The sequence below is a fragment of the Campylobacter concisus genome (assembly GCF_003048555.1).
Classification (GTDB): domain Bacteria; phylum Campylobacterota; class Campylobacteria; order Campylobacterales; family Campylobacteraceae; genus Campylobacter_A; species Campylobacter_A concisus_AO.
This window is the reverse complement of sequence record NZ_PIRR01000002.1, coordinates 1-24,870: the sequence shown is the minus strand read 5'-3', so window position 1 is coordinate 24,870 and position 24,870 is coordinate 1. Positions and strand designations below refer to the sequence as shown.

Annotated in this window: 22 protein-coding genes, 1 tRNA gene and 1 pseudogene; 9 read left to right on the top strand and 15 right to left on the bottom strand. The window is 38.1% G+C overall.

Going from position 1 to position 24,870, the window contains the following annotated elements:
• The first annotated feature begins 6 nt into the window (after positions 1-6).
• From CVS92_RS00450 to CVS92_RS00420, 7 genes are all read left to right on the top strand, one after another.
• Complete coding sequence (locus CVS92_RS00450; RefSeq protein WP_107788123.1) at positions 7-900, top strand: polyprenyl synthetase family protein; 894 nt, start codon at positions 7-9, stop codon at positions 898-900.
• Positions 900-2,183 carry a glutamyl-tRNA reductase gene (hemA, locus tag CVS92_RS00445; protein ID WP_107788122.1) on the top strand — a complete coding sequence of 428 codons (1,284 nt, stop codon included), beginning with the start codon at positions 900-902 and terminating at the stop codon, positions 2,181-2,183. Before CVS92_RS00450 ends, hemA begins: the two co-directional genes overlap by 1 nt.
• The gene (locus CVS92_RS00440; protein ID WP_107788121.1) at positions 2,173-3,873 is read left to right on the top strand and encodes a proline--tRNA ligase; all 1,701 of its coding nucleotides are present in this window, start codon (positions 2,173-2,175) and stop codon (positions 3,871-3,873) included. Before hemA ends, CVS92_RS00440 begins: the two co-directional genes overlap by 11 nt.
• Positions 3,870-4,301, top strand: coding sequence for an FxsA family protein (locus CVS92_RS00435; protein ID WP_107788120.1), 432 nt, complete (start codon positions 3,870-3,872; stop codon positions 4,299-4,301). Before CVS92_RS00440 ends, CVS92_RS00435 begins: the two co-directional genes overlap by 4 nt.
• Positions 4,302-4,309: 8 nt before the next feature.
• Complete coding sequence (gene hemC, locus CVS92_RS00430) at positions 4,310-5,239, top strand: hydroxymethylbilane synthase (RefSeq protein ID WP_107788119.1); 930 nt, start codon at positions 4,310-4,312, stop codon at positions 5,237-5,239.
• Positions 5,240-5,242: 3 nt separating this feature from the next.
• On the top strand, positions 5,243-5,608 hold the full coding sequence (locus CVS92_RS00425; protein WP_107788118.1) for an Imm10 family immunity protein: 366 nt from the start codon (positions 5,243-5,245) through the stop codon (positions 5,606-5,608).
• A 328-nt stretch (positions 5,609-5,936) separates the two neighbouring features.
• Positions 5,937-7,745 carry a menaquinone biosynthesis decarboxylase gene (locus tag CVS92_RS00420; protein ID WP_107788117.1) on the top strand — a complete coding sequence of 603 codons (1,809 nt, stop codon included), beginning with the start codon at positions 5,937-5,939 and terminating at the stop codon, positions 7,743-7,745.
• A gap of 144 nt (positions 7,746-7,889) precedes the next feature.
• Here the strand turns inward: CVS92_RS00420 and CVS92_RS00415 are convergent.
• The 4 genes and pseudogenes from CVS92_RS00415 to CVS92_RS00400 all read right to left on the bottom strand — a co-directional run.
• Positions 7,890-9,995, bottom strand: a pseudogene (locus CVS92_RS00415) (RNA degradosome polyphosphate kinase); the annotation flags it as partial.
• A 178-nt stretch (positions 9,996-10,173) separates the two neighbouring features.
• A complete protein-coding gene (locus tag CVS92_RS00410; RefSeq protein WP_021090636.1) occupies positions 10,174-10,758 on the bottom strand; it encodes an NUDIX domain-containing protein in 585 nt (194 codons plus the stop codon).
• Positions 10,743-12,110 carry a magnesium transporter gene (mgtE, locus tag CVS92_RS00405; protein ID WP_084108144.1) on the bottom strand — a complete coding sequence of 456 codons (1,368 nt, stop codon included), beginning with the start codon at positions 12,108-12,110 and terminating at the stop codon, positions 10,743-10,745. Before mgtE ends, CVS92_RS00410 begins: the two co-directional genes overlap by 16 nt.
• Before the next feature lie 9 nt (positions 12,111-12,119).
• A complete protein-coding gene (locus CVS92_RS00400) occupies positions 12,120-13,289 on the bottom strand; it encodes a peptidoglycan DD-metalloendopeptidase family protein (protein ID WP_084108141.1) in 1,170 nt (389 codons plus the stop codon).
• A 113-nt stretch (positions 13,290-13,402) separates the two neighbouring features.
• Between CVS92_RS00400 and CVS92_RS00395 the strand changes: the two genes are divergently transcribed.
• Both CVS92_RS00395 and CVS92_RS00390 read left to right on the top strand, forming a co-directional pair.
• Positions 13,403-14,125, top strand: coding sequence for a plasminogen-binding N-terminal domain-containing protein (locus tag CVS92_RS00395; RefSeq protein ID WP_021090557.1), 723 nt, complete (start codon positions 13,403-13,405; stop codon positions 14,123-14,125).
• A 3-nt stretch (positions 14,126-14,128) separates the two neighbouring features.
• Positions 14,129-14,950, top strand: coding sequence for a YihY family inner membrane protein (locus tag CVS92_RS00390; RefSeq protein WP_103644441.1), 822 nt, complete (start codon positions 14,129-14,131; stop codon positions 14,948-14,950).
• 61 nt (positions 14,951-15,011) lie between these two features.
• On the opposite strand, the gene CVS92_RS00385 is transcribed toward CVS92_RS00390, so the two are convergent.
• The 11 genes from CVS92_RS00385 to CVS92_RS00335 form a co-directional block, all read right to left on the bottom strand.
• Positions 15,012-16,037, bottom strand: coding sequence for a hypothetical protein (locus tag CVS92_RS00385; protein WP_103644440.1), 1,026 nt, complete (start codon positions 16,035-16,037; stop codon positions 15,012-15,014).
• Between the two features lie 2 nt (positions 16,038-16,039).
• Positions 16,040-16,741 carry a metallophosphoesterase gene (locus CVS92_RS00380; protein ID WP_103618615.1) on the bottom strand — a complete coding sequence of 234 codons (702 nt, stop codon included), beginning with the start codon at positions 16,739-16,741 and terminating at the stop codon, positions 16,040-16,042.
• Between the two features lie 178 nt (positions 16,742-16,919).
• On the bottom strand, positions 16,920-18,395 hold the full coding sequence (locus CVS92_RS00375) for an aldehyde dehydrogenase family protein (protein WP_107788116.1): 1,476 nt from the start codon (positions 18,393-18,395) through the stop codon (positions 16,920-16,922).
• Between the two features lie 127 nt (positions 18,396-18,522).
• Positions 18,523-19,692, bottom strand: a complete 1,170-nt coding sequence (locus tag CVS92_RS00370) for a sensor histidine kinase (protein ID WP_107788115.1) — start codon at positions 19,690-19,692, stop codon at positions 18,523-18,525.
• The gene (locus tag CVS92_RS00365) at positions 19,685-20,347 is read right to left on the bottom strand and encodes a response regulator transcription factor (RefSeq protein WP_084041439.1); all 663 of its coding nucleotides are present in this window, start codon (positions 20,345-20,347) and stop codon (positions 19,685-19,687) included. The genes CVS92_RS00370 and CVS92_RS00365 overlap by 8 nt, the downstream gene beginning before the upstream one ends.
• Before the next feature lie 9 nt (positions 20,348-20,356).
• On the bottom strand, positions 20,357-20,611 hold the full coding sequence (locus CVS92_RS00360) for a pyruvate kinase (RefSeq protein ID WP_054196512.1): 255 nt from the start codon (positions 20,609-20,611) through the stop codon (positions 20,357-20,359).
• 62 nt (positions 20,612-20,673) lie between these two features.
• Positions 20,674-21,579, bottom strand: coding sequence for an AEC family transporter (locus tag CVS92_RS00355; protein ID WP_087579976.1), 906 nt, complete (start codon positions 21,577-21,579; stop codon positions 20,674-20,676).
• Between the two features lie 97 nt (positions 21,580-21,676).
• Positions 21,677-23,446 carry a response regulator gene (locus CVS92_RS00350; RefSeq protein ID WP_107788114.1) on the bottom strand — a complete coding sequence of 590 codons (1,770 nt, stop codon included), beginning with the start codon at positions 23,444-23,446 and terminating at the stop codon, positions 21,677-21,679.
• A 66-nt stretch (positions 23,447-23,512) separates the two neighbouring features.
• Positions 23,513-23,599, bottom strand: a tRNA-Leu gene (locus CVS92_RS00345).
• A gap of 76 nt (positions 23,600-23,675) precedes the next feature.
• Entirely contained in the window at positions 23,676-23,978 is a 303-nt protein-coding gene (locus tag CVS92_RS00340; RefSeq protein ID WP_012001719.1) for an HU family DNA-binding protein, read from the bottom strand.
• Positions 23,979-24,102: 124 nt separating this feature from the next.
• Positions 24,103-24,849, bottom strand: a complete 747-nt coding sequence (locus tag CVS92_RS00335; RefSeq protein ID WP_084108122.1) for a YaaA family protein — start codon at positions 24,847-24,849, stop codon at positions 24,103-24,105.
• Positions 24,850-24,870 lie beyond the last annotated feature (21 nt).

Sequence of the window (24,870 nt, the reverse complement as noted above, 5' to 3'; positions counted from 1 at the left end):
AAAAGTATGGATAAAATCGATGAAATAATGAATAAATTTATAAGCGAGCTTGGCTATGAAGATACCTGTGAGATGTTTGTAAAGATAAGCTCAGGCAAGAAGCTGCGCTCAAAACTTCTTTTAAAGATCGCAGGCGAGAGTGAAATTTCACTTAGGCTTTGCGCTATCATCGAGCTTATTCACCTTGCAAGCTTGCTTCACGACGACGTCATAGACGAGGCAAACATAAGACGAGGCAAGCCAAGTATAAACGCACTTTTTGGCAGTAAAAACTCAGTCATGCTAGGCGACATCCTCTACTCAAAGGCTTATTTTGAGCTTACAAAATTTGATCCAAGCATCGCAGTTATCATCTCAGACGCGGTCAGCAAGCTAAGCATCGGCGAGATGATGGATGTGAAAATGGCTGAAAATTTTAATGAAAACGAGCAAGAATATTTAAAAATGATCTATTATAAAACAGCTGTTTTGATAGAAGCCACGGCTATTTGCGGAGCAAAGCTAGCTGGCAAAGATAGTGAGAAATTTGGAATTTATGGCAAAAATTTAGGTCTTGCGTTTCAGATCGTTGATGACATCTTAGACATCACTCAAGATGAAAAAACGCTTGGCAAACCAGCGCTTAATGACTTTGTTGAGGGCAAAACGACACTTCCTTACATTTATCTTTATAAGAGCTTAGACGAAGCTGGCAAGGCAAAGCTTAGTTCGCTTTGGTCAAAGAAGCTAAATGCGGGCGAAATTTCATGGCTAAAAGAGGAATTTATTAAGACAAATTCGCTTCAAAAAGCAGTAAATGAAGCAAAAAGGCTTGGAGCTGAAGCGATAGAAGCGATAAAAGAGTATAAAAATGCCGAGCTTGAAGGGATCATAAAAAGCATGATAGATAGGGAATTTTAATGCACTATTTAGATATAAGTTTTACGTATAAAAATACTGATATTTCAGTTAGAGAAAAGCTTGCATTTGATAGCGATGAGAAAAAAGAGCAAATTTTAAAACTACTAAGATCAAACAAAAGTATAAACGAATGCATGGTTTTAAACACATGCAACCGAGTTGAGATAATTGCAAGCGTTAGTGATCTAGAAAGTGCAACGACGCATGCGTTTAGGTGTATGTCTGTATTTTCAGGTATTTTTGAAGATGAGCTTTATGAGAGGGCTGATATTTATGAAGATAGCGGAGCCGTGCACCACCTCTTTGCCGTGGCAAGCTCGCTTGATAGCCTAGTCGTCGGCGAAACGCAGATCGTTGGTCAGTTAAAAAATGCCTTTAAATTTGCTTACGATAGCTCAGCTTGCGGCGAACAAATCAGTAAAATCATCCATTATGCATGCAAATGTGCTGCTAAAGTTAGAAATGAAACTCAAATTTCTAAAAATCCGATCTCTGTTTCAAGTGTGGCTGTGGCAAAAGCAAAAGAAATTTTTGGCACGCTTGAAGGCAAAACCGCTATCGTCGTAGGAGCTGGCGAAATGGGCGAGCTAGCAGCAAAACACCTAATCTCAAGTGGCGCAGAGGTGATCATTATAAACAGAAGCTCCGAGCGTGTTGAGCAGCTAGTTGATAGCCTTGGTGACAACGCTAGCTGGGATAGCATTTTAAAATTAAAAGAGTATGTAAATAATTACGACCTAATATTTTCAAGCACCGCAGCCCCACACGCCATCATCACAGGCGAGATCATCGAGCCAAGAGAATTTCACAGATACTTTTTTGATATCGCCGTGCCAAGAGATATCGATCTTTTAAACACAGAGCTTATCAGCGTCTATACTGTCGATAGCTTAGAGGAGATCGTGCGTAAAAATTTAGCCCTAAGAGAGGAGCAGGCGCAAAAGGCTTACTCGATCGTCGGTCAAGATACGAGCGAGTTTTTAAAGACTTTAAAAGAAGATATGAGCGTGCCTCTTATAAAATCTATCCGCAAACAGGCTGAAATTTGCGCTAAAAATGAGCTAGAAAAGGCGATGAAAAAGGGCTATTTAAAACATAGCGATTACGATGAGGCGCAAAAGCTCATCCATCAGGTCTTTAAAGCCTTTTTGCACCAGCCAACGATGAAGCTAAAAGGGCTTGCAGACGAGGAGAGAGCGAGCGAGCTTTCAAACGGAGTTAAATTTTTATTTGACATAAAAGATGAACAAAATTTTCAAGCAGGAGATATAGATGAAATTTAGTAAATTTTACGCCCCAACGACCAAAGAAGCGCCAAAAGATGCATCTTTACCAAGCCATCAGTTTTTGATAAGAGGTGGCTTTGTCGAGCAGATCGGCTCTGGGCTTTATAACTATCTGCCGCTTGGAAAGATCATGCACGATAAAATTTCACGCGTGGTAAAAGAGGAGATGAACGAGGCTGGCGCGCTGGAGGTGAGCTTTAGCGTGGTCACTTCAGGCGAGCTTTGGAAGCAAAGTGGCCGCTACAACGTCTTTGGCAAGGAGCTTTTGCGCTTTAAAGATAGAAAAGAAAATGATTTTGTTATAAGCCCTACAAACGAAGAGGCAGCCGTTGCTTTGGTACGTGGCAAGGTGACTAGCTATAAGCAGTTGCCGCTAAATTTATACCAGATAAATACTAAATTTCGTGACGAAGCAAGACCACGCTTTGGCTTGCTAAGAGGACGAGAATTTACAATGAAAGATGCTTATAGCTTTCACTCAAGCAAAGAGGATCTAAAGCGTGAGTTTGACCTTATGGAGGCAACTTATAGTAAAATTTTCACTCGTTTGGGGCTAAATTTTAGAGCTGTTGAGGCTGATAGTGGAGCTATCGGCGGTAGTGGCAGTAAAGAATTTATGGTGCTTGCAAGTAACGGAGAAGATGACATCCTTTGCTGTGAGGCTTGCAAATACGCTGCAAATATAGAGGCTGCTAGAAGAAAGGCTAGAACAACCGATACTGAAGCGCCAGAGGCTGACGCGGCTAAATTTAAAACACCAGATACAAAGACTATAAAAGGTGTGGCTGAGTTTTTTAAAGTTAGCGAGTTTTACTGCATAAAAGCTGTTATTAAAAAAGCTATTTATGAAGACAAAGAAGAGGTTGTGGTCTTTTTTGTAAGGGGCGATGATGAGCTTCAAGAGACAAAGGCGCAAAACGCTTGCAAGGCGCTTGAACTTGTTGATGCTAGCGAGACTGACGTGGCTAAATCTGGACTATCTGCTGGATTTTGCGGACCAGTTGGGCTAAAAGATGTGAAATTTTTCATAGATAATGAGCTAAGGGGCGCAAATAACATGATATGCGGTGCCAACGAAAAGGACTATCACTTTGTTGGCGTTAGCGTTAGCGGATTTAACGAAGAGAGATTTAAAGACCTTGTAAAGGTAAAAGAGGGTGATGACTGCCCAGTTTGCGGCGGAAATTTAAAACTTAGCAAGGGTATCGAGGTCGGCCATATCTTTCAGCTAGGCGATAAATACTCAGCTGCGATGAACGCGACATATCTTGATGAAAACGGCAAAGCAAAGCCATTTTTGATGGGCTGCTATGGTATCGGTATTAGCAGGCTAATCGCTGTAATGATAGAGGCTAGCCACGACGAGAAGGGCTGTATCTGGAAAAAAGAGTGCGCGCCGTTTGATGTGGAGATCATTATCTCAAATTTAAAAGATGAAGCGGGCGTGAAATTTGCATTTGAACTCTATGAGAGTCTTAAAAAAGCTGGCGTTAGTGTCATCATTGATGATAGAAACGAGAGATTTGGCGTTAAAATGAATGATTTTGAACTTATCGGCTTTCCTTACGCGCTGCTTGTGGGTAAAGAATTTGCAAATGGCAAGGTTGAGTTTATAACAAGAGATGGTTTAAGCAAAGAAACGATCGACGCAAACAAAGCCTTTAAAAAGATAAAAGAAAGCTTATGAGATTTTTCGCATTTTTATTTTTTTTGATAGAAGCGATATTTATCTATCTTTTTGTTGATAAATTTGGCTTTTTAAACTATTTTCTCGAGGTGCTAGTCTCTGGATTTGTAGGCATCGCACTTCTTTTTAATGCTGGATTTTCTAGTTTAAATTCGCCTCAAGTAGCGTTTAAGAGCTTTCTTGGTGGAAATTTATTTAGCCAGCTAGGGCTTAGCTTTGGTGGAATGCTTTTGTTTTTGCCAGGAATTTTAACAGATATTTTTGGTATAGCCGTAGTCATTTTTTCTTTGATATTTAAGAAAAATGTGGCGAAAAATGAGAGTTATCAAGAGTTTAAATTTCAAAATTTTAGTGAGCAGAGTGCTAAAAAAGATGATGGCGAGATCATCGATGTTGAGGTCATAGAAGAGCCAAAAAGAGTAAATTAGGAGAGATGATGAAAGAGATAAAAATAGCAACTAGAAAGAGTATCTTAGCGCTTTGGCAAAGCGAGCATATCAAAGCTAGAATAGAATCAAAACATAATGATATAAAAGTTGAGCTTGTTGGCATGAAGACAAAGGGCGATGTGATCCTTGATACGCCACTTGCGAAGATCGGTGGCAAAGGGCTTTTTACAAAAGAGCTTGAAGATAGCATGCTAAAAGGCGAGACTGACATCGCCGTGCATAGCCTAAAAGACGTGCCAGTAGTCTTTCCAGAAGGGCTTAGACTAGCTGCCATTTGCTCACGCGAGGACACAAGAGATGCGATGATAAGTGAGAAATTTGCTAAATTTAGCAACCTACCGCACGGCGCAAAGGTTGGTACAACGAGCCTACGCCGCAAGATGCAGCTACTTATCATGAGGCCCGATCTTGAAATTATCTCGCTTCGTGGAAATGTGCAAACTAGACTTAGAAAGCTAAAAGAGGGCGAATTTGACGCGATCATTTTGGCAATGGCTGGCATAAACCGCCTAAATTTAAAGGCTGAAGTGGCGCACATCTACACATTTGGCTTTGACGAGATGATACCTGCAATGGGGCAGGGTGCTCTTGGGGTAGAGGCTAGAGATGAGAAGCAAATTTTAGATGAAATCTCCTTTTTAAACGATGAAAATGCGGTTATAGAAACGACTATAGAGCGTGATTTTGTAAGCGTTTTGGAAGGCGGCTGCCAGGTACCAATAGGCATAAGCGCAAGGCTAAAAGGTGATGAAATTTCTATTGATGCGATCGTTGGTCTGCCTGATGGAAGCGAGTTTATAAAAGATAGCTTAAAGGTCAGTAAAGATAAATTTCAAAGCGTTGGTAAGGAGTTGGCTCATAAATTTATAGAAAAAGGGGCAAAAGAGCTTCTAAAACGCGCTGAAGAGATGGCTTAGAGTGTGTTTTTGCTAAATTTTAAAGCAAAAGCCCTAAGCGCTACAAAAAATAGCAAAGACAACTACTATATGATCGGTCTTGCAGATGACAAATACGACTACAAAAACTACATAATCTTTCAAAGACCGATCAAACTAAAAAAGGGTGACGACGAAAACTCTGACATAAACGGCATATACGCAGAGTGTGATGGCGACGTTTGCTACAACGCTTGCAAATGCGTAACTATCACTGATAAAACTATCATTTTTGAGGTGCAAGATAGCATTATTAGCGTTGATATAGAGGGTGTTAAGCTTAGTGATCGCTTTATGAAATATAGCAAAGAGATATTTGGCGAGCTACTAAAATGTAATATGTCGGAGTAATTAATAAAATTTACTGCCGTTTTCAAAACCATGATGCTATCTAACGTTTAAAAAAAATTGTAATGAATCACTTTGGAAAAGACGTAAGTATGCCGGCCATGTGTGGCTGTGCGTTGAGCGCTAGTTTGCGGACGTTATAACAATGGAGTATAAATTTAGTACTTGCGTCTATTTAAACGGCGAGGCAATATCGCAAAGAATGCGTCCGAAATAGCGATCGATACTCTGATAGCTATCGGTACGTGCGGCAAATAATAAATACCCGCTTTGCTTCGCCTTTTTCAGTTATTTTTGGCTAAAATCGCCCAAAAATCAAAAAAGGCGAAATATGGACTACATCAAGCTTTTAAGAGAAAATAATCTACTGCGCGTCATCGACGAGCCAGTAGATATTGATCTTGAGATCGCGCACGCAAGCTATATCGAGGTCAAGCGTGAGAGCTCGCAAGCGCTACTTTTTAAAAACCCAGTCTGCAAAAAAACTGGGTGTAAATTTGCCCCAGTGCTTACAAATATCTATGGCTCAAAACGCGCGCTTGAGCTTATCTTTGGGCTAAATCCTGATGAGATCGCAGCCGAGATAGAAAAGCTTTTAAAGCCCAAAAAACCTGAAAAATTTAAAGAAAAGCTTGATTTTTTAGCCTATCTTTTTAGCATGAGAAAAATTTTTACTAAAAGGCTAAAAGGCGAGGGTGAGTGCCAGCAGGTGAAATTTATAGGTGAAGATGCTAATTTGCTATCGCTTCCAGCACTAAAGACATGGCCATATGATGGTGGCGCTTTTATTACGATGGGGCAGGTTTATACGCAAAGCTTGGACGGCGCTTTGCAAAATTTAGGTATGTACCGCCTACAAATTTATGACAAAAACCGCCTTGGCATGCACTGGCAGATCCACAAAGACGGCGCAAATTTCTTTCACGAGTACAAGCGTGCAGGCAAAAAAATGCCAGTCTCTGTAGCCATTGGCGGCGATCCACTCTACATCTGGTGTGGTCAAGCACCGCTTCCAAAGGGAATTTTTGAACTTTTGCTTTATGGTTTTATCCGTAAAGAGCCAGCCAAACTTGTAAAATCCTTAACAAATGAAATTTACATCCCGCACGATGCGGACTACGTGATAGAGGGCTTTGTGGATACGGCTAAGTGTGAGCTTGAAGGCCCATTTGGCGATCATACTGGCTTTTATACGCCTATCGAGCCTTTTCCAGTGATGGATGTAACGGCGATAACTAGCAAGCGTGAGCCGGTATTTCATGCGACTGTGGTTGGAAAGCCACCACTTGAGGATAAATATATGGGCTGGGCGACTGAGCGGGTTTTTTTGCCACTTTTGCGAACGACCGTGCCCGAACTACTGGACTACAATATGCCTGAAAATGGCGTTTTTCACAACCTAATCTTAGCCAAGATAAATACGCTCTATCCAGCTCATGCAAAGCAGGCCATGCACGCATTTTGGGGCGTTGGGCAGATGAGTTTTGTAAAACATGCCATTTTTGTTGGAGCCGATGCGCCTGAGCTCAAAGATTATGATGAATTTACTAGCTTTGTTCTAAACCGTTTTGGTAGCCAGAGTGTGCTAATAAGCCAAGGAGTGTGTGATCAGCTTGATCACGCCAGCCCAAACTCGTGCTTTGGCGGCAAGCTTGGCATCGACGCGACGCAGGACTTTTGTAAATTTAGTCCTGCGGTATTAAACGATGATGAACTTTTGGCTAAGTTTCAAAGTGTAGCGCCAAATGTAAAAGAGCTTAAGCAGTTTAAAACGGATGCCAAAACGCCTATTTGTGTGGTGAAATTTGAAAAAGATTGTGTGGTAAAAGAGCTTTTTGATAAACTTTTGACATTTAGAGAATTTTTCAAACTCCTCATCGTTGTAGATATGCAAAATCACCTTGAAAACCCATATATGCTACTTTGGCGTGTGACAAACAATATCGATGCGTTGCGTGATATTTTCATAGATGGTGAAAATTTCTGCATAGATGCCACTAGTAAAGATGAGCGTGAGGGATATACTAGAGGCTGGCCGTTACAAACGGATTGTGACCGCGAAGTAGTTGCTGATCTAGTTAAGCACGGCATAGTAAAAGATGAGCCAGAGCTATTTAAAAAATTTGAAATATTTGGTTAGCTTTGAGGGGCTCAAGTAAATTTATAAATTTTGCTTTTTGCTGCGGATTTGAAATTTTTAATAAGACTTACTTAATCAAATGCTAGTGTTTGTTTGCTAATTTAAAAATAGCTTTTAGACTAGGTCTAAAAGCTTAATTTATTTTTAACTCTCTTTTAAGAGCTTGCTTGCGAGCATATCGGCTTTTGCTTTATCTGTATCTTTTTTTACGGATTTATAAATTTTAGATATATAATTTTCCAAAACTTCGTGGCAAGATATTACTTTTTCATTTTCACTTCTTGCTACTTTTACGTATTCACCGCTATTTTGTAGCTCAAAAGCTAGGTCATTATCGCTTAGCTGAAGCTCTAAAATTTCAAGCAACCTCTCTTGAAGCCTTGGCTCAAAAATAGGCGTCATAAGCTCCAAGCGACGCTCTAGATTTCTTGGCATCCAGTCAGCACTTGAGATATAAATTTTTGGCTGAGCATGTTTAAAATATAAAATTCTAGCGTGCTCTAAGTATTTGCCAATTATTGAGCGAACTTTTATATTTTCGCTTTTGCCTTTTATGCCAGGCCTGAGTCCGCACACACCACGAACTATGAGATCGATCTTCACACCTGCGGTTGATGCGCGGCTAAGCTCATTTATCACATCTTCGTCGATTAGCGCATTCATTTTGGCAATGATCCTACCCTCGCTGCCTTTGCTTGCTTCTACTCTTATCTTTTCGATGATGCGCTCTTTTATCTGAAAAGGCGACATGCTAAGAGCGTTTAGACGGCGATTTTTATTATATCCTGAGAGGATGTGAAAAAACGAAGTCGTATCTTGGCTAAATTCTTCTTTACTTGTAAATAGGCTCACATCGGTGTAAATTTTAGCTGAACTGCCGTTATAGTTGCCTGTACCAAAGTGCATATAAAATTTAAGCTTATCGCCGATTTGGCGGATGACCTGGCTAACTTTTGCATGCACCTTAAAGCCTGTGATGCCATATATCACGTGCGCGCCTGCGTCTTCAAGCGCCTTTGCCCAGTGCAGGTTGTTTTCCTCATCAAACCTTGCCTTTAGCTCAACCATCACGGTTACTTGCTTGCCGTCACTTGCGGCGTCTATTAGACTTTGAATTATTGGTGAGCTTTTATCGACTCTATAAAGTGTCATTCGAATAGATATGACTTTTGGATCTTTACTAGCTTCTTTTATAAAGCTTACAACTGGATCAAAACTCTCAAATGGATGCACTAAGAGCACATCTTCTTTATCTATGGCGTCAAATACAGATATGCCATTGCCAAATGGTGGTAGCGTTTTTGGAACATAAGGTGCATTTGCCAGGTGGGTAAAATTTTTGCTTCCAGCTATCTCCCAAAGTGAGCTAAGAGTGAGCGGAATGCTTGAAAAATAGACATCTTTATGAAAAATTTTCATATGAAAATTTAAGAAGTCCAAGATGTCAGTATCTACGTTTTTATCGATTTGCATACGAACAAAAGCCCCTTTTCTGCGAAGCTTTAGCCCTTGCTCAAGTATCATCATAAAATCATCCGCTTCTTCTTCTTCGATGACGATATCAGCGTTTCTTGTCACTCTAAAAGCAGCCGAGCTAAGTAGCTTATACCCTGGAAAAATTTCTTCTGCGTGGCGATGTACGATCGTTTCAATCGGTACAAAAACATTGCTGCTTGGCTGTGTAAAACGTGGCAAGACTCTTGAAATTCTTATCATGCCGTATTTTAAAATTTCAGGATGCTCAATGTCAGCAAGCTTAACTGCAAGCGAGAAGCTAAGGTTGTTTAAGTGCGGAAACGGGTGAGTCGCATCGACAGCGATAGGCACGATGACTGGCAAGATATTTGAGAAAAAGTATTCGTCGCACTTTTGCTTCAAGCTATCATCAAGCTCGTCATAATTTTTTATAAAAAGTCCCTCTTTACTAAGAGTATTTACTGTTTTTTTATAGTGATCTTCTACTAAATTTTGCTCATTTTGTAAATATTTTCTAATCTCTCTTAGCTGATCAAGTGGGCTCATACCATCGCCACTGCTTGTAGTAGCTCCAGCTGCAAAAAGCTGCTTTAAGCCAGCGACTCTGATCATATAAAACTCGTCTAGATTTGTCATATAAATGGCTATAAATTTTAGCTTTTCAAGTAAAGGAATTTCCTTTTCACACTGAGCGAGCACCCTTGAATTAAAGCGTAGCCAGCTTAATTCTCGGTTTATAAAAAGAGTTTCATTTTCGCTCATCATCTTCTCCTTGTGCGTTTTTGAGTTATTTTACGATATGTGCGGTTATAAAGTTCTTACTTTATTTAAAATTTTGGTTACAATAAGCCAAAACTTAAATTTAAAGGCTTGTTATGTCTGATTATGTGATATTAGTTGGTATCTTTTTAGTGGCAGTCGTTGTTTTTGCGCTTATTAAAAAGATATCGTTTTAGCTTTTAAATTTCTCCCACCACAAATAAGCAAAGATGAGCCCAAAACCCTTGACTTTGCTCTCGTCGAAGGCAAATTTCATCATATCTTCTCGTTTTATGAAAACAAGCTCGATATCTTCGCCATCGACGCCACCGCCAGAATTTACCTTCATGCTCTCATCGATCTTTGCGTAAAACATAGTTTGCATGTTGCCTCCAAAGCCAAAAGCACCGTATGTCATCGTGATACGCTCTATCTCTTTTAGCTCATAGCCCACTTCTTCGATCGCTTCTTCTCTAGCTGTTTGCTCTTCGCTTAGTCCTTTATCCATAAGTCCTGCGCAAAGCTCGTAAGTAAAGCCTTGCTCATTTGTTTTGATGCCTTCTTTTTCTTGTGAGTACCAAACAGCCGGGCGAAACTGCTTTACGAACAAAAAGGCATCTTTTTGCTCGTGATATAAAAAAATACTAACGCTATTCATCACTTTTACGCAGTCCCAATCTCTTTGGACACCATTTTGCATAAATTTCATCTTAAATGGCTTTAGATATTTTGACTCACCAAGAGGCAGAATTTCTAAATTAGTTATAGTAGTATCCATTTTGCAAGTCCTAAAAAGCTAAAAAATCCTATCGCATCAGTAAAAGTAGTAAGAATGACGGCTGAGCCGACTGCAGGATCTATGTTGAAGCGCCTTAGCGTCAAAGGTATGATCGTGCCAAAAAAGCCAGCAAAAAATAAATTCGTAACCATGCTAAGCCCGATAACAACGCCAAGCATACCTTTGTCAAACCAAACAGAGGCGATTATGCCCATTACCACACCAAAGATTAGTCCATTTATGAGTGAAATACTAACCTCACGTTTTAGGACATTTTTGGCATCTTTAAACTCGATCTCACCAAGTGCCAGACGGCGAACCGTAACGGCAAGCGCTTGCGTGCCGGTATTCCCACCCATTGACGCAACTATTGGCATTAAAACAGCAAGAGCGACGTAGGCTGCGATTGTCTCGTCAAAAAGTCCGATTATAGACGAGCTAAAAAGAGCTGTTAGCAAATTTACACCAAGCCAAACCGCACGACCACGACCCGCTTTAAATAGCGTATCATCCTCTTCTGACTCGTCATCAACGCCGGCTAGGTTATAAATTTGCTCAGTTGCACTCTCTTGAATGTAGTCGTGGATGTCATCAGATGTGATACGACCAAGTAAAATCCCAGTACTACTAGTAACTGCAATAACGTTTAGATCGTACTCTTGAAACATATCAGCGACATTTTGCATAAGGTCCATATCATTTGCAACATGTGGCTTGTAATGATCGATCTGTGCTGACTCGATATTTTGCTTTAGCGTCTTTGTAAAATCAAAAAGTATAAGATCTTCAAGCGGGATAGCGTATTGTAAAACGCCATTTTTATCGATAATAAAAAGCTGCGAGATATTTTCTAGCTTGCCTTCTTGCTTTTCTCGTCTAAGCCTTGCTACTGCACTGCCAAGCTTTTCTTCAAGGTGAGCCGAGAAAAGCTCTGTTTGCATGTGAGCACCGGCTCTATCTTCTTCGTAACTTCTAAGTCTTAAAATTTCATTTTGGTTTTCTCTATCAAGCTCATTAAAGAGCTCTCTAGCTTTATCCTCGTCAATATCCTCGATATATTGAAGCAAGTCAGTCGCATCATCACTCTCTAGCTCTTCAAGCGCCTCTACTATCTTTTCGGCTGGTAGTGTGTCGATCACGTCTTTTAGCATGTGATCAGGTAGCTCGATAGCAACATCACCTAAAATTTCAGGATCTAGCTTCTCAAGATACTGAGCAAAAAGCTCTTCGTCATGCTTTTTAAGTGTTTTTAGGTGTTGGGCTAGCTCATAAGGTGAGAGTTCATTATCTTCTAAATTTTCATCTAAATGCTGGTCTATCAGCTCTTTTGCTTCTTCTAGTTCTTGGCTCAAGTTTTACCTTTAAAATTCTATTACGTTAGGGAAAAATTCCACTTTGTGATACTCTTTTTCATTACTTAAAGCATTTTTTATTAGCTCGTCATTTTTACTAACAACTGCTTTAAATTTAGCTGATTCTTTCTTGTCTTCTAGGCTTTTAACAACCTTTATTGCACTTTCTGGATTGATAGGTTTATTGTCTCTATAAAGACCAAAATGAAGGTGTGGTCCTGTGCTCATACCGCTTGTGCCAACGTAAGCTATAAGCGTACCTTGCTTGACTTTTAAACCACCTTTTATGCCTTTAGCAAAGCCATTTAGGTGAGCATAAAGTGTCTCATAGCCACCAGCGTGAGAGATGATGACGGTTCTGCCATATCCACTTTTTTGTCCGACAAATTTAATCGTGCCATCGCCTGCGGCTTTGATTGGTGTTCCTTTTGGAGCACCGTAGTCAACGCCAAGGTGCGCTCTATATCTTTGTAAAATAGGGTGCCATCTTTTTAGGGTAAAAGCTGATGTGATTCTAGCGTTTGCAAGAGGGCGAACTAGTAAAAATTTATCATTTTTCTTACCATTTTTATCATAAAATTTATCTTCAAATTTATACATAACATATCGTTTATTTTTTGTTTCTATCATCGCAGCATAAATTTCTGGAGTTCCAAAAGAGCGGCCCATGCGTATTTTTTGATTATAAACGATAGCGATCGTATCGCCTTTATTTATCTTTTTAAAATCAATGCCACTTCCTTTAAAAATTTCCTTAAAGCCAAGAGCTAATGTGCCAGAGCCAGTGTAGTCAAAAATGTCTTCTGAGACTGATTTGTCCACCTTTAAGGCTAAAAATTTATCTTCGCTTTGATAAGAGATGGGAAGAAATTCGAGCTTAAATTTATCATTATCATCTCTAAAAATATGCATTTGAAGCTCGTCACTAACAGGGATTAGCACTTGTTTGGTATTGCCGTTGTCGTCTTTATAAATTTGATACTTTGTGCCAGCGATGATCTCTTCTGTTAGTTCTTGATCTTCGGTTGCTAAGTTATAGTAAAGTGAAAGTGGGATTTTATTTGTCTCTAAGAAATTTAAGAAGTTACTTCCATTTGGCCAGCTAAGCTCGTCGACACTTGGCTTTATAGCGTATAAATTTATAGATAATATTGCAAAAATTATAAAAATACGAGGCATTAATGTCCTTTTAAAAAGCTGGTGGGATTTTAACTAAAACTTGCTTTAATTTTGCAAAAGATAAAGCATTTTAGGCTATAATCGCTCTAAAAATTTAAACTTAGGAGATATTTTTGAAACGTATATTTGTGATTTTATCGCTAGTTTTTGGCTTTGCTTTTGGGGCCGATTTTTCTTTAAATGAGTATAGAACTCCTATAATTAGTGTCGATAGTGATGGCACAGCGACGATAGTTGATAGTCCAGAAATTTTAATCGGCTCAAGCGGCGTTGTACTTCATAAATTTGATACTGATAGCTCTATCATCGCAAGAGTTAGTGTTATCTCAAAAAATTCTGGCTTTGCTAAGATTAGATTTGAGGTGTTTGATCTGCTTGAGCAAAAGGCGCTCCCACTTCCAGGCATTGCACCTGCAAATGGCGATATGGTCGTGCTAAACTATCTTTATAACCGCTCATTAATCATCGTGCCAAATAAAGAAATTTATGAAGAGATCACATCTGCGTTTCCAAATATGATATTTATCCACCCAGATATTATAGGAGCATATCTAAGCTACGAATACAAGCCAAATCCAAGCAGAGATGACTTTAGAAAAATGTGTGCTCAAAGTGCAGCTGGTCTAATTTTCGTAGCGATGGATGGCAGAAGCGTTTTTGCTGATTGCCAAAGCTTTAAAGTGCTAAAAGAATTTAAAAGTGGCGAGGTTGAGTACTATCAGCTACCATTTTATACAAGAGTTAGCGACATAGACACTGTGTTTTGGAAGCTAAATAGCGAGCACATCAACAACTACGACGCTCACTACGAAAAACTTTTCGAAGAAGATAACTGATAAATGAGCCGTTTGTCCTTAAGTAAGCAAAGATTAAAAGAGCTTTTAAATTTACTTCCAACGCTTAAGGACAAAGAGCTCTTTCACTACGCTTCAAGCCTTAGTTTTCATACGATTTTATCGATTATTCCGATACTTCTTATATCATTTTCTATCTTTACAAAATTGCCTAGTTTTGAGGATTATTACGCCAAAATTCAAGACTTTATCTTCTCGGCTCTTTTGCCAAGTAATCAAGAGATCATCTCAAACTATTTGCAAAATTTCTTACAAAATAGCGGAAATTTAGGCTTAGTTGGCTTTGTGGCGATGATATTTACATCAGCCATGTTTTTTAGCGACTATGAATATGTAGTTTTGAAAGTGACACGTGCAAGTAGAGCTAGAGGATTTTGGTCAGCACTTAGCTCGTATTGGACACTTATCACGCTCGCGCCACTTGGTCTTGCTGGTAGTTTTTATCTTTCAAGCCTCATTCAAGAGATGCTAAACTCAAACGTGATCACAAACTCGATAAATTTTTTAAGCATATTCCCATATCTCATCATCTGGGCGATATTTTGCATCACATATCTCATCTCAGTAAATGACGAGATAAAATTTAAGAGCGCATTTTTTAGCTCATTTGCCGCTTCGCTCGTTTGGTATATTGGCAAGTCGGCCTTTGTCTATTATGTCCTTTATAATAAAACCTATCTAAGCGTTTATGGCTCGTTTTCAGCAGTGCTTTTCTTCTTTGTCTGGATCTACATCTCGTGGATCATCTTTTTATATGGACTAAAGCTTTGCGCTTATCTCTCAAACAGCTCAAAATTTAAAAGATAAATTTAATAGTTCACACCAGCTAGCGTGATTTATATTATTTTATGTAAAATCTTATGTAAAATCAGCGTTTAAACTCGCAAATTTCTATCTTTATACCAAGCTCTTTACTAAATTTGCTAGCAGTCTTGGCCAGCTCATCTTTATCAAAACAGATAAGATCTATGTAAGATCGTATCTCGCCATTTGCTTCACCTATGATCTCGCAAATTTCACTCTCTTTTAGCGCATCTGAAATTTTGTTTTTGCTATCAACGCCAAACTGTATGTCGCCACCGTGAGATATGGCTAAAAAGCAAAAATTTATGCCAAGCTCAAAAGCTTCGTTATAAGTATCGCTTGCGCCGTCGTAGTATTCGTTTAGTAGCTCGCTAAGAGATGTATATCCTGTGAAAACGTCGTCACGTAGTTCATTTGAGCGAGGCTCTAGCTCATAGACCATAAAATTCTTAAGCGGCTCGTTTGAGGCTTCTTTGCCAAATTTCTCATCTATAAGATCGGCAAAGTCGATCAGTGGCACGCCTTTTTCTCTTGGTTCGTCTATTATCTCAAACTCTCCAAGCATATTTATCATGATCATCTCGCCAACTACGTTGTCACAAAGTATGAGCGATAATGTATATGCCTTATTTTCATCTTCGCTTTTAAGCTTGCTTAGAGTTTCGTTATATAGGCACATATCTACGCTTTTGTCGTTGAAATTTGCATAGACCATGACCTCATTTGCATCAACGCTTACGCCATACATCTGTATAGTAGCGACGTTTCGTGGTGCACGTGGCTTGCCAAGTGTGCAAGTAAGCTTTGCTTCATACTCTTTTGGCATACGCGATTTGATAAATTTAAGCCACAAAAGCCTATGTTTAAGTCCTTCTGGAGTGAGTACTAGATCGATCTTTCCATCAATAAGGCCTATCATAAAAGTTGGATCAACTAAACATAAATTTAGCGCTTCTTCGGTCATTTTGCTTGCAGCTTCAAAATTTTTATCTTCTAAATTTTGTTTGATGGCGTCTAAATTTTTGCCAAACTCGCTCCAAAATTTATCAACTCTGCTTGCAAAGCTAGAGCTCTTTTTAGAAAACCACATTTTTATCCTTGTTTATTAAAATTTTCAACATTTTTTTGCGTATAAATTTTCATCGATGGAAATTCTAAGGCACTTAGTTTATCATATCCTTCTTCGTTAAAAACACATCCTGTATCGATATTGGCGCTATTCGTATAGAGCTTAGCCTCACGCACTGGCGTGTGTCCGTAGACATTAAATATGCCTTCAACTTGCATCATATCGCCTCTACCTGATAGTACATGCCTTCTAAATTCATCTCTTGAGCTATCATCATCTCTTAAACCCCAAAATTTACCAACAGCCGAGTGCGAAACGACCAAATGCTCGCCATTTTGGTTTTTGTGGTTTTTAAACTCTAAATATACTGGGCTACTCTCTAAAAATTCTATGTGTCTTTGTTTAAAATTTAGGCTTTGAGCTAGGTATGATCCATATGTCGCCACGCCACCATTGTTGAAAAACCAACTCGTATCAAATGGTGCTTGGTTGTTTAAAAATTCATATTTATTGCTTAGTAACCTTCTTTCGTGGTTTCCCATTACCATTTTATAGTTATTTTGTATGATAAGCTCGACTACATCGCAACTAAAAAGCCCCCGATCTATCACATCTCCGACAAAGCAAATTTGTGATTTTTCTTTGTCTGGAAACTGCTTGATAAGCTCTAAAAGTGTGTTAAAACAGCCGTGCACATCGCCTATGATATAAATTTGCTCGCTCAATTTTTCTCCTTTGTGCCAAATTTTAGTCTATTAAGCTTAAAAATGTAGTGTTAAGAAAACACTTTTGTATAGCTGTACTATATTGGCGTAATGCTAGCGATATATAAAGTTAAAACCTAGTAAAAGATATTTAAAATTTAAGGAATTTAAAGTAGAAGGGAGCCTAAGCTCCCTAAAATCATTGTGCGTAAAAGCCGCTGACCTTACCGGTTAGGTCGATCATGATGTTTTTCATTTGAGTGTAGTGCTCAAGGATGATCTTGTGAGTTTCGCGGCCGATACCTGAGTTTTTGTATCCGCCAAATGGGCTGCCTGCTGGGATTTGGTTGTAGGTGTTGATCCAGACTCTGCCAGTCTCCATAGACCTTGCAACGCGAAGTGCTTTTGTGATGTCTTGCGTGAAAATTCCGCCACCAAGGCCGTATTCGCTGTCATTTACCATTTTGATAAGCTCGGCTTCATCTTTAAATTTAATGACAACGCCAACCGGGCCAAAAATTTCTTCTTGCGCCACTCTCATATCATTTGTCACATCAACTAGCAACGTTGGCTCGACAAATGCGCCCTTGTCGCAACCATTTGCAGTGTAGGCTTTGCCACCGACTGCCACTTTTGCGCCTTCTTTTTTGCCGATCTCGATGTAGTTTAAAATTTGCTCAGCTTGTTTTTTATTGATTTGTGAGCCCATTTGAGTGCTAGGATCAAGCGGATCGCCAACTTTTATGGTGCTAAATTTCTTCACCGCAGCCTCTATAAATTTGTCATAAAAGCTCTCTTCTACGAAAATTCTTGAACCTGCGCAGCAAACTTGACCTTGGTTAAACAAAATTCCAAGCTGAAGGCCGTCAAGCGCCTTGTCTAAATTTGCGTCGCTAAAGAAGATATTTGCGCTCTTGCCGCCAAGCTCAAGTGTGGCTGGGATGATACGGCGAGCAGCAGCTATGGCGATATCACGGCCGATCTCGGTTGAGCCAGTAAATGCTAGCTTGTCAAGGCCTGGGTGGTTTTTGATCCACTCGCCGCTCTTGCTGCCTTTGCCGGTTATGATGTTTATTAAACCTTTTGGCAAAATTTTATCTATCAGTCTAAATAGCTCAAGCACGCTTAGACTTGTCTCGCTTGAAGGCTTAAATACGCTCGCATCGCCTGCTGCGATCACTGGAGCTAGCTTCCAAGCTGCCATTAAAAATGGAAAATTCCAAGGTACGATCTGACCCACAACACCTATTGGCTCGCGTAAAACGATAGAGAGTTGCTTCTCGTCAAGCACGTTTGCGCTGCCTTCTTCGCCCATGATAACGCCAGCAAAGTATCTAAAATGCTCTGCTGCAAAAGGAATATCGACATTTAGCGTCTCGCGGATCGGCTTGCCATTATCCATGCTCTCAACTTTTGCCAAGTGCTCTTTATTTTCATCGATGATGTCAGCGATCTTGTTTAAAAGCTTTGCTCGCTCGCTAATTGTAGTGTGTTTAAATTTCTTAAAAGCCTCATGTGCAGCACGAACTGCGTCATTTACATCTTCTTCGGTAGCATCAGCGATCTTTGCAAGGTGCTCGCCGTTTGCTGGATTTTTTGCATCAAGTGTAGCGCCGTCTTTTGCGTCGCGCCACTCACCATTTATGAAAAGCCCATATTTTTCTAGTAGTTTCATACTTTTCTCCTTGATTAAGATTTTGTAAAAGGATTATAATATTAATAAAATTTATCAAAAATAAATTTTGGACATAAATTATCTTTTTTAATAAATTTTATTATTTAAAGTAGGATTATTTTAAAATTTAACTCTGCCAAGAGAGCAAAAACGTAGTCTCGCCATCAAGTTCGCTTTGGCATTTTACGACGATATCATTTTTCTTACAGCACTCTTTAACTAAATTTAGCCCTATGCCAAAGCCGCCTTGATCGTCGTTAAATCTCGTGTAACGATCAAAAATTTGAAGTTGCTGCTCTTTGCTGATGCCTCGACCGGTGTTACTTATGCTAAAGAAATTTGGCTCTAAAGTGATGCGTACTTTTGAATTTGGCGCTGCATATTTGGAGGCGTTGCTAAGAAGGTTGTCTAAAATTTTGCTCACATCCCCAAGATCTGCATTTATAAGGCTTGGCTTTAGGCTAGTATCTATCTCAAGTCCGCGTTTGGCAAAAAATGGCGAGAAATAGTTCAGTCTTTGTGTGGTTAGCAAATTTAGATCTATGAGCTCTTTTTTGCTAGGCTTGTCTAGGTTAAAGCTTAGATGAACGAGCGCGTCATAAATGTTATTTAGGCTCTTTGCGGCAAGGCTGATATTATTAAAACGCTTTAAATTTCGCTCATTTAGGTTGTCAAGATCGGCTGTTTCTATACTCATCGAGATGACGCTTAGAGGCGTGTTTATCTCGTGTGTTGAGTCTTTTATAAAGCGGTTTAGCGTATCTATCTTTTCATAAAGCGGTCTTAGGCTCAGTTTTGCGAGGTAAAAGGCGACAAAGAGTAGGGCAAAAAAGAAAAAGAGTGCCTTTAGTATGGTTGAAATTTGTAAAGATAAAATTTCAGCCTTGATATCTTTGCCAACTAGAAAAATATCTGCGTACGAGAGCTCGTCTGTGGTGTTGTCCTCCATGTACTGGATCTTTTCAAATATCGCGACCTTGCCGCTAATCAAATTTACATTTTTGCTTTTATCGATCTTTTGACAGTCAAAGTCTTTATAAATTTTCTCGCCATTTTTTAGCACGATGCAAGCATGCACGCCTTTTTCTTTTGTTAGACTTGAAATTGAGTCAAGTCCATTCATTCTAGCTTTCATGTAAATGCCCATCTTTATCTCTTTTAGCATTTTGACCTCGTTTAAGATGAGCGCATTTTTTTTATTTTTGTAGTCGTTTATGAAAAAATAGCCCAGAAAGAGCACGGAGCTAACAAGATAGAGGGATAAAATTTTAAATAAAATTTGCGTCTTTTCAGACATAGATGTAACCATCTCCACGCCTGTTTAAAATGGCATCTTTGCCTAAAATCTGGCGTAGATTTTTGATATAGACACGGAGGCTAAGCTCGCTTGGCTCCTCGTCAAATTTCCAAATTTTATTAAAAATTTCATCTTTGGTTAAAATTTTGCCTTTGTTTTGCAAAAATAGGGCGAGTAGGTCGCTCTCTTTACTAGAGATATTTACATTTTTACCATCTTTACTTAGTGTTTTGCTCTGTGGATGAAAGCTAAATTCGCTTGAAATTTTGATCGCATCTCCACTGTGATGTGAGAAATTTCTCTTTAGAAGTGCTTGTATACGTATGAGTAGTTCTTTTAGCTCAAATGGCTTTTTTAGATAGTCGTCGCAGCCACTTTTGTAGCCTTTTTCAAGATCGTCTATGGTGTTTAGCGAGGTGGTAAAGATGCTAGGTGCGCTAACACCTAGCTCTCTTAAGGAAGAAAGAAGTGAAAAGCCATCTCCTTGTGGGAGTTTGACGTCAAGTATAAGCAGGTCGAAATTTTGCTCGTAGGCGAGATCAAGTGCTTCTTTGGCATTATCTGAAGTAGTTACCTCATAGCCATTTTCGCTTAGATACTCACTGATGAGATCAAGTAAAATTTCATCATCTTCAACGAGCAAAATTCTAACCATTAAGCACCTTTACATGCCTTTTTTCATTTCGTCTTTTTTCATACCCATGTCGTCTTTTTTCATTTCGTCTTTCATGCCCATGTCATCTTTTTTCATTTCATCTTTTTTTATCATGGGTTTTTTGCCCATGTCATCTTTCATCATCTGCTCTTTCTTCATCATCTCGTCTTTGCCCATGTCATCTTTTTTCATCATTTCAGTAGCATTTGCAAGACCACCAAGCATAAACATAGCACCAAGTGCAACTAGTAGTAATTTCTTCATAACGTCTCCTTTAAATGAAATATGATGAAATACTATCTCTTTAGTGTTAAGTGAGTGTGAATTTACGCAAATACAAAATATATAACTGGAAGCGTGATAAATGAAAAAAGCACGCCTATGGCCACTGATGAGATGGCTAGCGAGCTATCAAGGCCAGCTTTTATGACCATCGCACTTGCAAGGGCTGATGTTGGCATTGCACATTGAAAGAGACCAACGACCCAAGTTTTGCTCATCTGGATACCTGAAAATTTTAATATGATGAAAAATACGATAGCTGGCAAGATCATCTTACACAAAAGCACAACGCTAACGCCTTTATAGGAGCTTGTGATGCTGCTAAAGTTAAGACCAACACCAATCGCAAAAAGTGCCACCGGAGTGACGCTGCCTTCAAACATCCTAAGTGGCGCAAAGATAAATTCTGGCAAAGGGACTTCTTTTAAGATAAGAGCCATAATAAGCGCGATAAATGGTGGAAATTTTAAAATTTTCATCGTATTTTGAAATAGAGAAACCTTCTCTGGTGCAGCAAAAGAGAGGATGAGTGGCCCAAGGATCGAAAGAGGGATACCAGTGGCTATTTGATCGTAAAAGATAACTTCATTTACCATCGCATCGCCAAAGAAGCCCTGAATGACAGGCATACCGACAAATAGGGTATTACCAAAAAGGCTTAGCATGACCATACTAACAGTTGTTACTTTAGTAAATTTAAAAATCTTACCAAGCACCAATGCCATGACAGCGCTGATAGCTGTTGAGCCAAAGCCAATTAAAATTGTATTTATGAGCGAAACATCGACGTTTACGTGATAAATTTTGTCAAAGATTAGCGCAGGCATTGCAAAACAAAGGACAAAATCCACAAAAGGGATCGAGTGCTTTTGCTCAACAATGCCGACTTTTTTAGCAAAGAAACCAGTTGCGATTATGAAAAAAATTGCAAAAAGTGGAGTGAAGTTCATAGCATTCTCTTTTAAATCTAAATTTTTACGGAAAATTGATTATAGGACCCATAAGATTAAATTACAATAAACCTTTTTTAAAATTTGCTCTCAAAATTTATGCCTTAATATCAACCTTTTTATAAAATTTATCTCTCTCATCTATCTTTTCTTTACTCTTTAAATCATTCTCAAGATAGCTGATATTATAAATTTCTCTTGTAGATATGCTTTTGCCATTATTTAGACTGATTAAAAATTTACTCTCAAATTTATTAGATAGATTGGCAATAGCGATCGCTCCAGCATCTTTTAGACTTACGATTTTATCACCTTGCATGAAGCCAATATCTTTAAAATCCAAGCTATTTAGCTGCACATTGTTCATCTCTTTTGCCTCTAAATTTATGCTAGTTTTTAGCTCACTTGATGTATTTAGCTTGCCAGTATCGTTATAAAGCTCTTTTACGTCTATCTCTCTACCACTATCAAATTTTAGCCTTATGGTGCCGTCTTTGTTTAGCTTCATAGCTATGACGCTATCGCTATCTTGCAAAGATGCGGCAGCTGTGGCTTCATTTGTTATAAAAGCCTTTTTTACTTTTTTTAAATTTGAGATACTAAACTCAAGCCCAGTTGCTTGTTTAAATTCATTTTCCATCGCGATCATTTTGGCTGATTTTGTCTTCTCAAGCTTTGATATATAAGCATCCGAATTTTCTTCAAATTTCTTTAAATTATTGCCAAGATTTTCTATCATCTTGTTGTATGCGTCAAACTCAGCGTTATAATCTTTGTAAAATTTCATAAAACTATCTTTTTGAAATTTTGTATATGAGAAATTTTCATCTTTTTTGTAATCTTTACTTGGCTCAATGATCGGATTAAACTCGCTTAGCCTTGCAGTATCATCAAAACCCACTTTAAGATAGGCAAAATTTTTAAAAGAGCTATCTTTGCCAAAGATATTATTGTGTCTTAGATCGACCCAGCCATCTTTTTGGGCATATTTTTTAAAGAAATTATTTATATCATTTTTCTCTATCTTTTCATATCTGTTTTCTGCAGCGAACAAAGTATTTGGATCTGAGGCGTAGTAAGAGTGTCTATAATCAATATCTTTTGTATCTACGTAAAGATCGGGATTATTTGTGATCGTTGCTTTACGATTTAACTCTTCTCTTTCTATTTGGTTGTGATTTATGACATTTGTGCTGATAAACTGCCTAAGATCAACCCTTGGCATTACATCGCTTAAATTTGCTATTTTTTCATTTCCGTCTTTGTCATAACCTCTTACTTTTAGCTTATCAAAGAGTATATCTTTTTGGTCTAGCACGCCGTCATTGTTGCTATCAAAGCTAAAAAGATAGCTATTATTTTCCAATTTTGTAGTGCCAAGTTTATCGTTATCGCCGTAAATATCTAAAAATACTTCTACTTCTCCATACTTTGTTTTTAGAGTGTTTGAATAAGCGTAATCGTTTAAATTTTTAAATTTTGTATTTTCTAAGTATCCACTTTTTAGTGTAGATAGCATGCTGCTACTATCTGAAGCTTTTATATTTTTAAAGTAGGATTTTTCACTAAAATGATGACCTTTGGAAAGCTCATCGGAGTAGATTTTGTTGTTGCTGTAGATGAGATTTTTTGAGTAGTTATTTAAAATTTCTTCTACTTTTTGTAGGATTTTATGTCTATTTTGCTCTTTGATCTCGGCATCAGTGACATTTATAACTTTGCCTATTTTTATACTTTCTTTTAGACTTGAAATTTGTTCGTTATTTATCTCTAAACCTTGTTTATCCTTAAAGGCATGGAGCATATCTGTAGGATTTTCTAAATCTTTTAAATTTATAAAGTTATATTTTAAAGGTGCAATATTCATCTAAAATCCTTTTTAAAGATGTTGCAGATAATATCGGATAAATTTAGAAAGTATTTAGGTTTATAATGGTGCCCGAGGTCGGACTCGAACCGACACAAGGTTGCCCTTACCAGATTTTGAGTCTGGCGCGTCTACCAGTTTCACCACTCGGGCTAAGTTAAGATTGAAATTTTAGATTTGTGAGAAGAAAGAAAAAAAAGGGAGACTTGCTCTCCCCCCTAAAAAGAAATTATTTCTTTTTACCTTTTTTAGCAGCACCAGCAGCAACCGCTTCTTTAAGTTTTTTGCCAACTTTGAATTTAACTGCTTTGCTAGCAGGAACGTCGATAACTTTTTTAGTTCCAGGAACTCTAGCTTTTCTTGCAGCTCTGTCAGCAGTACCGAAAGTACCAAAGCCTATAAAGCTAATTGTATCGCCTTTTTCAAGAACTGCTTGGATTGTCTCCAAAGTAGCATCAACAACTTTTAGAGTATCTTTTTTTGAAAGACCAGCCTTATCGGCAACAGCTTGAATAAATTCAGCTTTTTTCATGAACCATCCTTTTAAGAAGTTATGTGGCTATATTACACTCTTTTAAAAAAAAATACAATACTTTTTCCCTAAATTTAGCTCTTTTTTACGTTTTTTTAACAAAAAATGCTATTTTTTTAAAAATTTACTCGCAAATTTCAAATGTGATTTCATTTTTTAACCCCATCTTCTTCATATCAATAAGCTTTAAATTTTTAAAATTTAAGCTCATCAGTTCATCTTTATTTTTTATAAGTTTATTTGCTATCTGGCGCAAGACTTCGCCTCTATACGCTTTTGCGTGATGACTCACTATTTTTTTATTTTTTACAAAACAAAAAGTTATGTATTCTTTTTTTATAGTGTAAAATTTTTCATAAAACTTAGCTCTAAGGTCTAAGATCTCATCATTTTGCAAAAAATTATCAACCGCTTTACTAAAATTTTTTTCATAAAATTTTGAAATTTCAAAGCCACCCAGCTTTTCACCTTGCTTTAGTTTGTATTCTGGTATCTCATCTTTTGCTAAGATAGGCCCAAATAAATTTGAAAATATTAAAACATTATTATCTATATATTTTTGTGCCTTATTGTCTAAACCACGATAGTTTAGATGTTTATAAGCCACTCCATCATACCTTAAAATAGCTTTTATGCTGCCTTTTTGAGATAAGCTTTCTCGCAGCTGTTTACTCTCTTCAAGCTCTTTTAGTCCAAAAAGCTTTTTTATCTCGTCTAAATTTGCATTTTTTAAAAATTCATCGTATCTGTTTAAAATTTCAACTCTTTTGTCAAAAAGCTCTGGAAATATCAAATCCTTACCATTAAATTTATTATTCGTATTTAGAGAAATTTTACTTTCGCTTGGAGAAAAGAGAATTTTTAGTGCCATTTTTCTTACCTATTTTATATG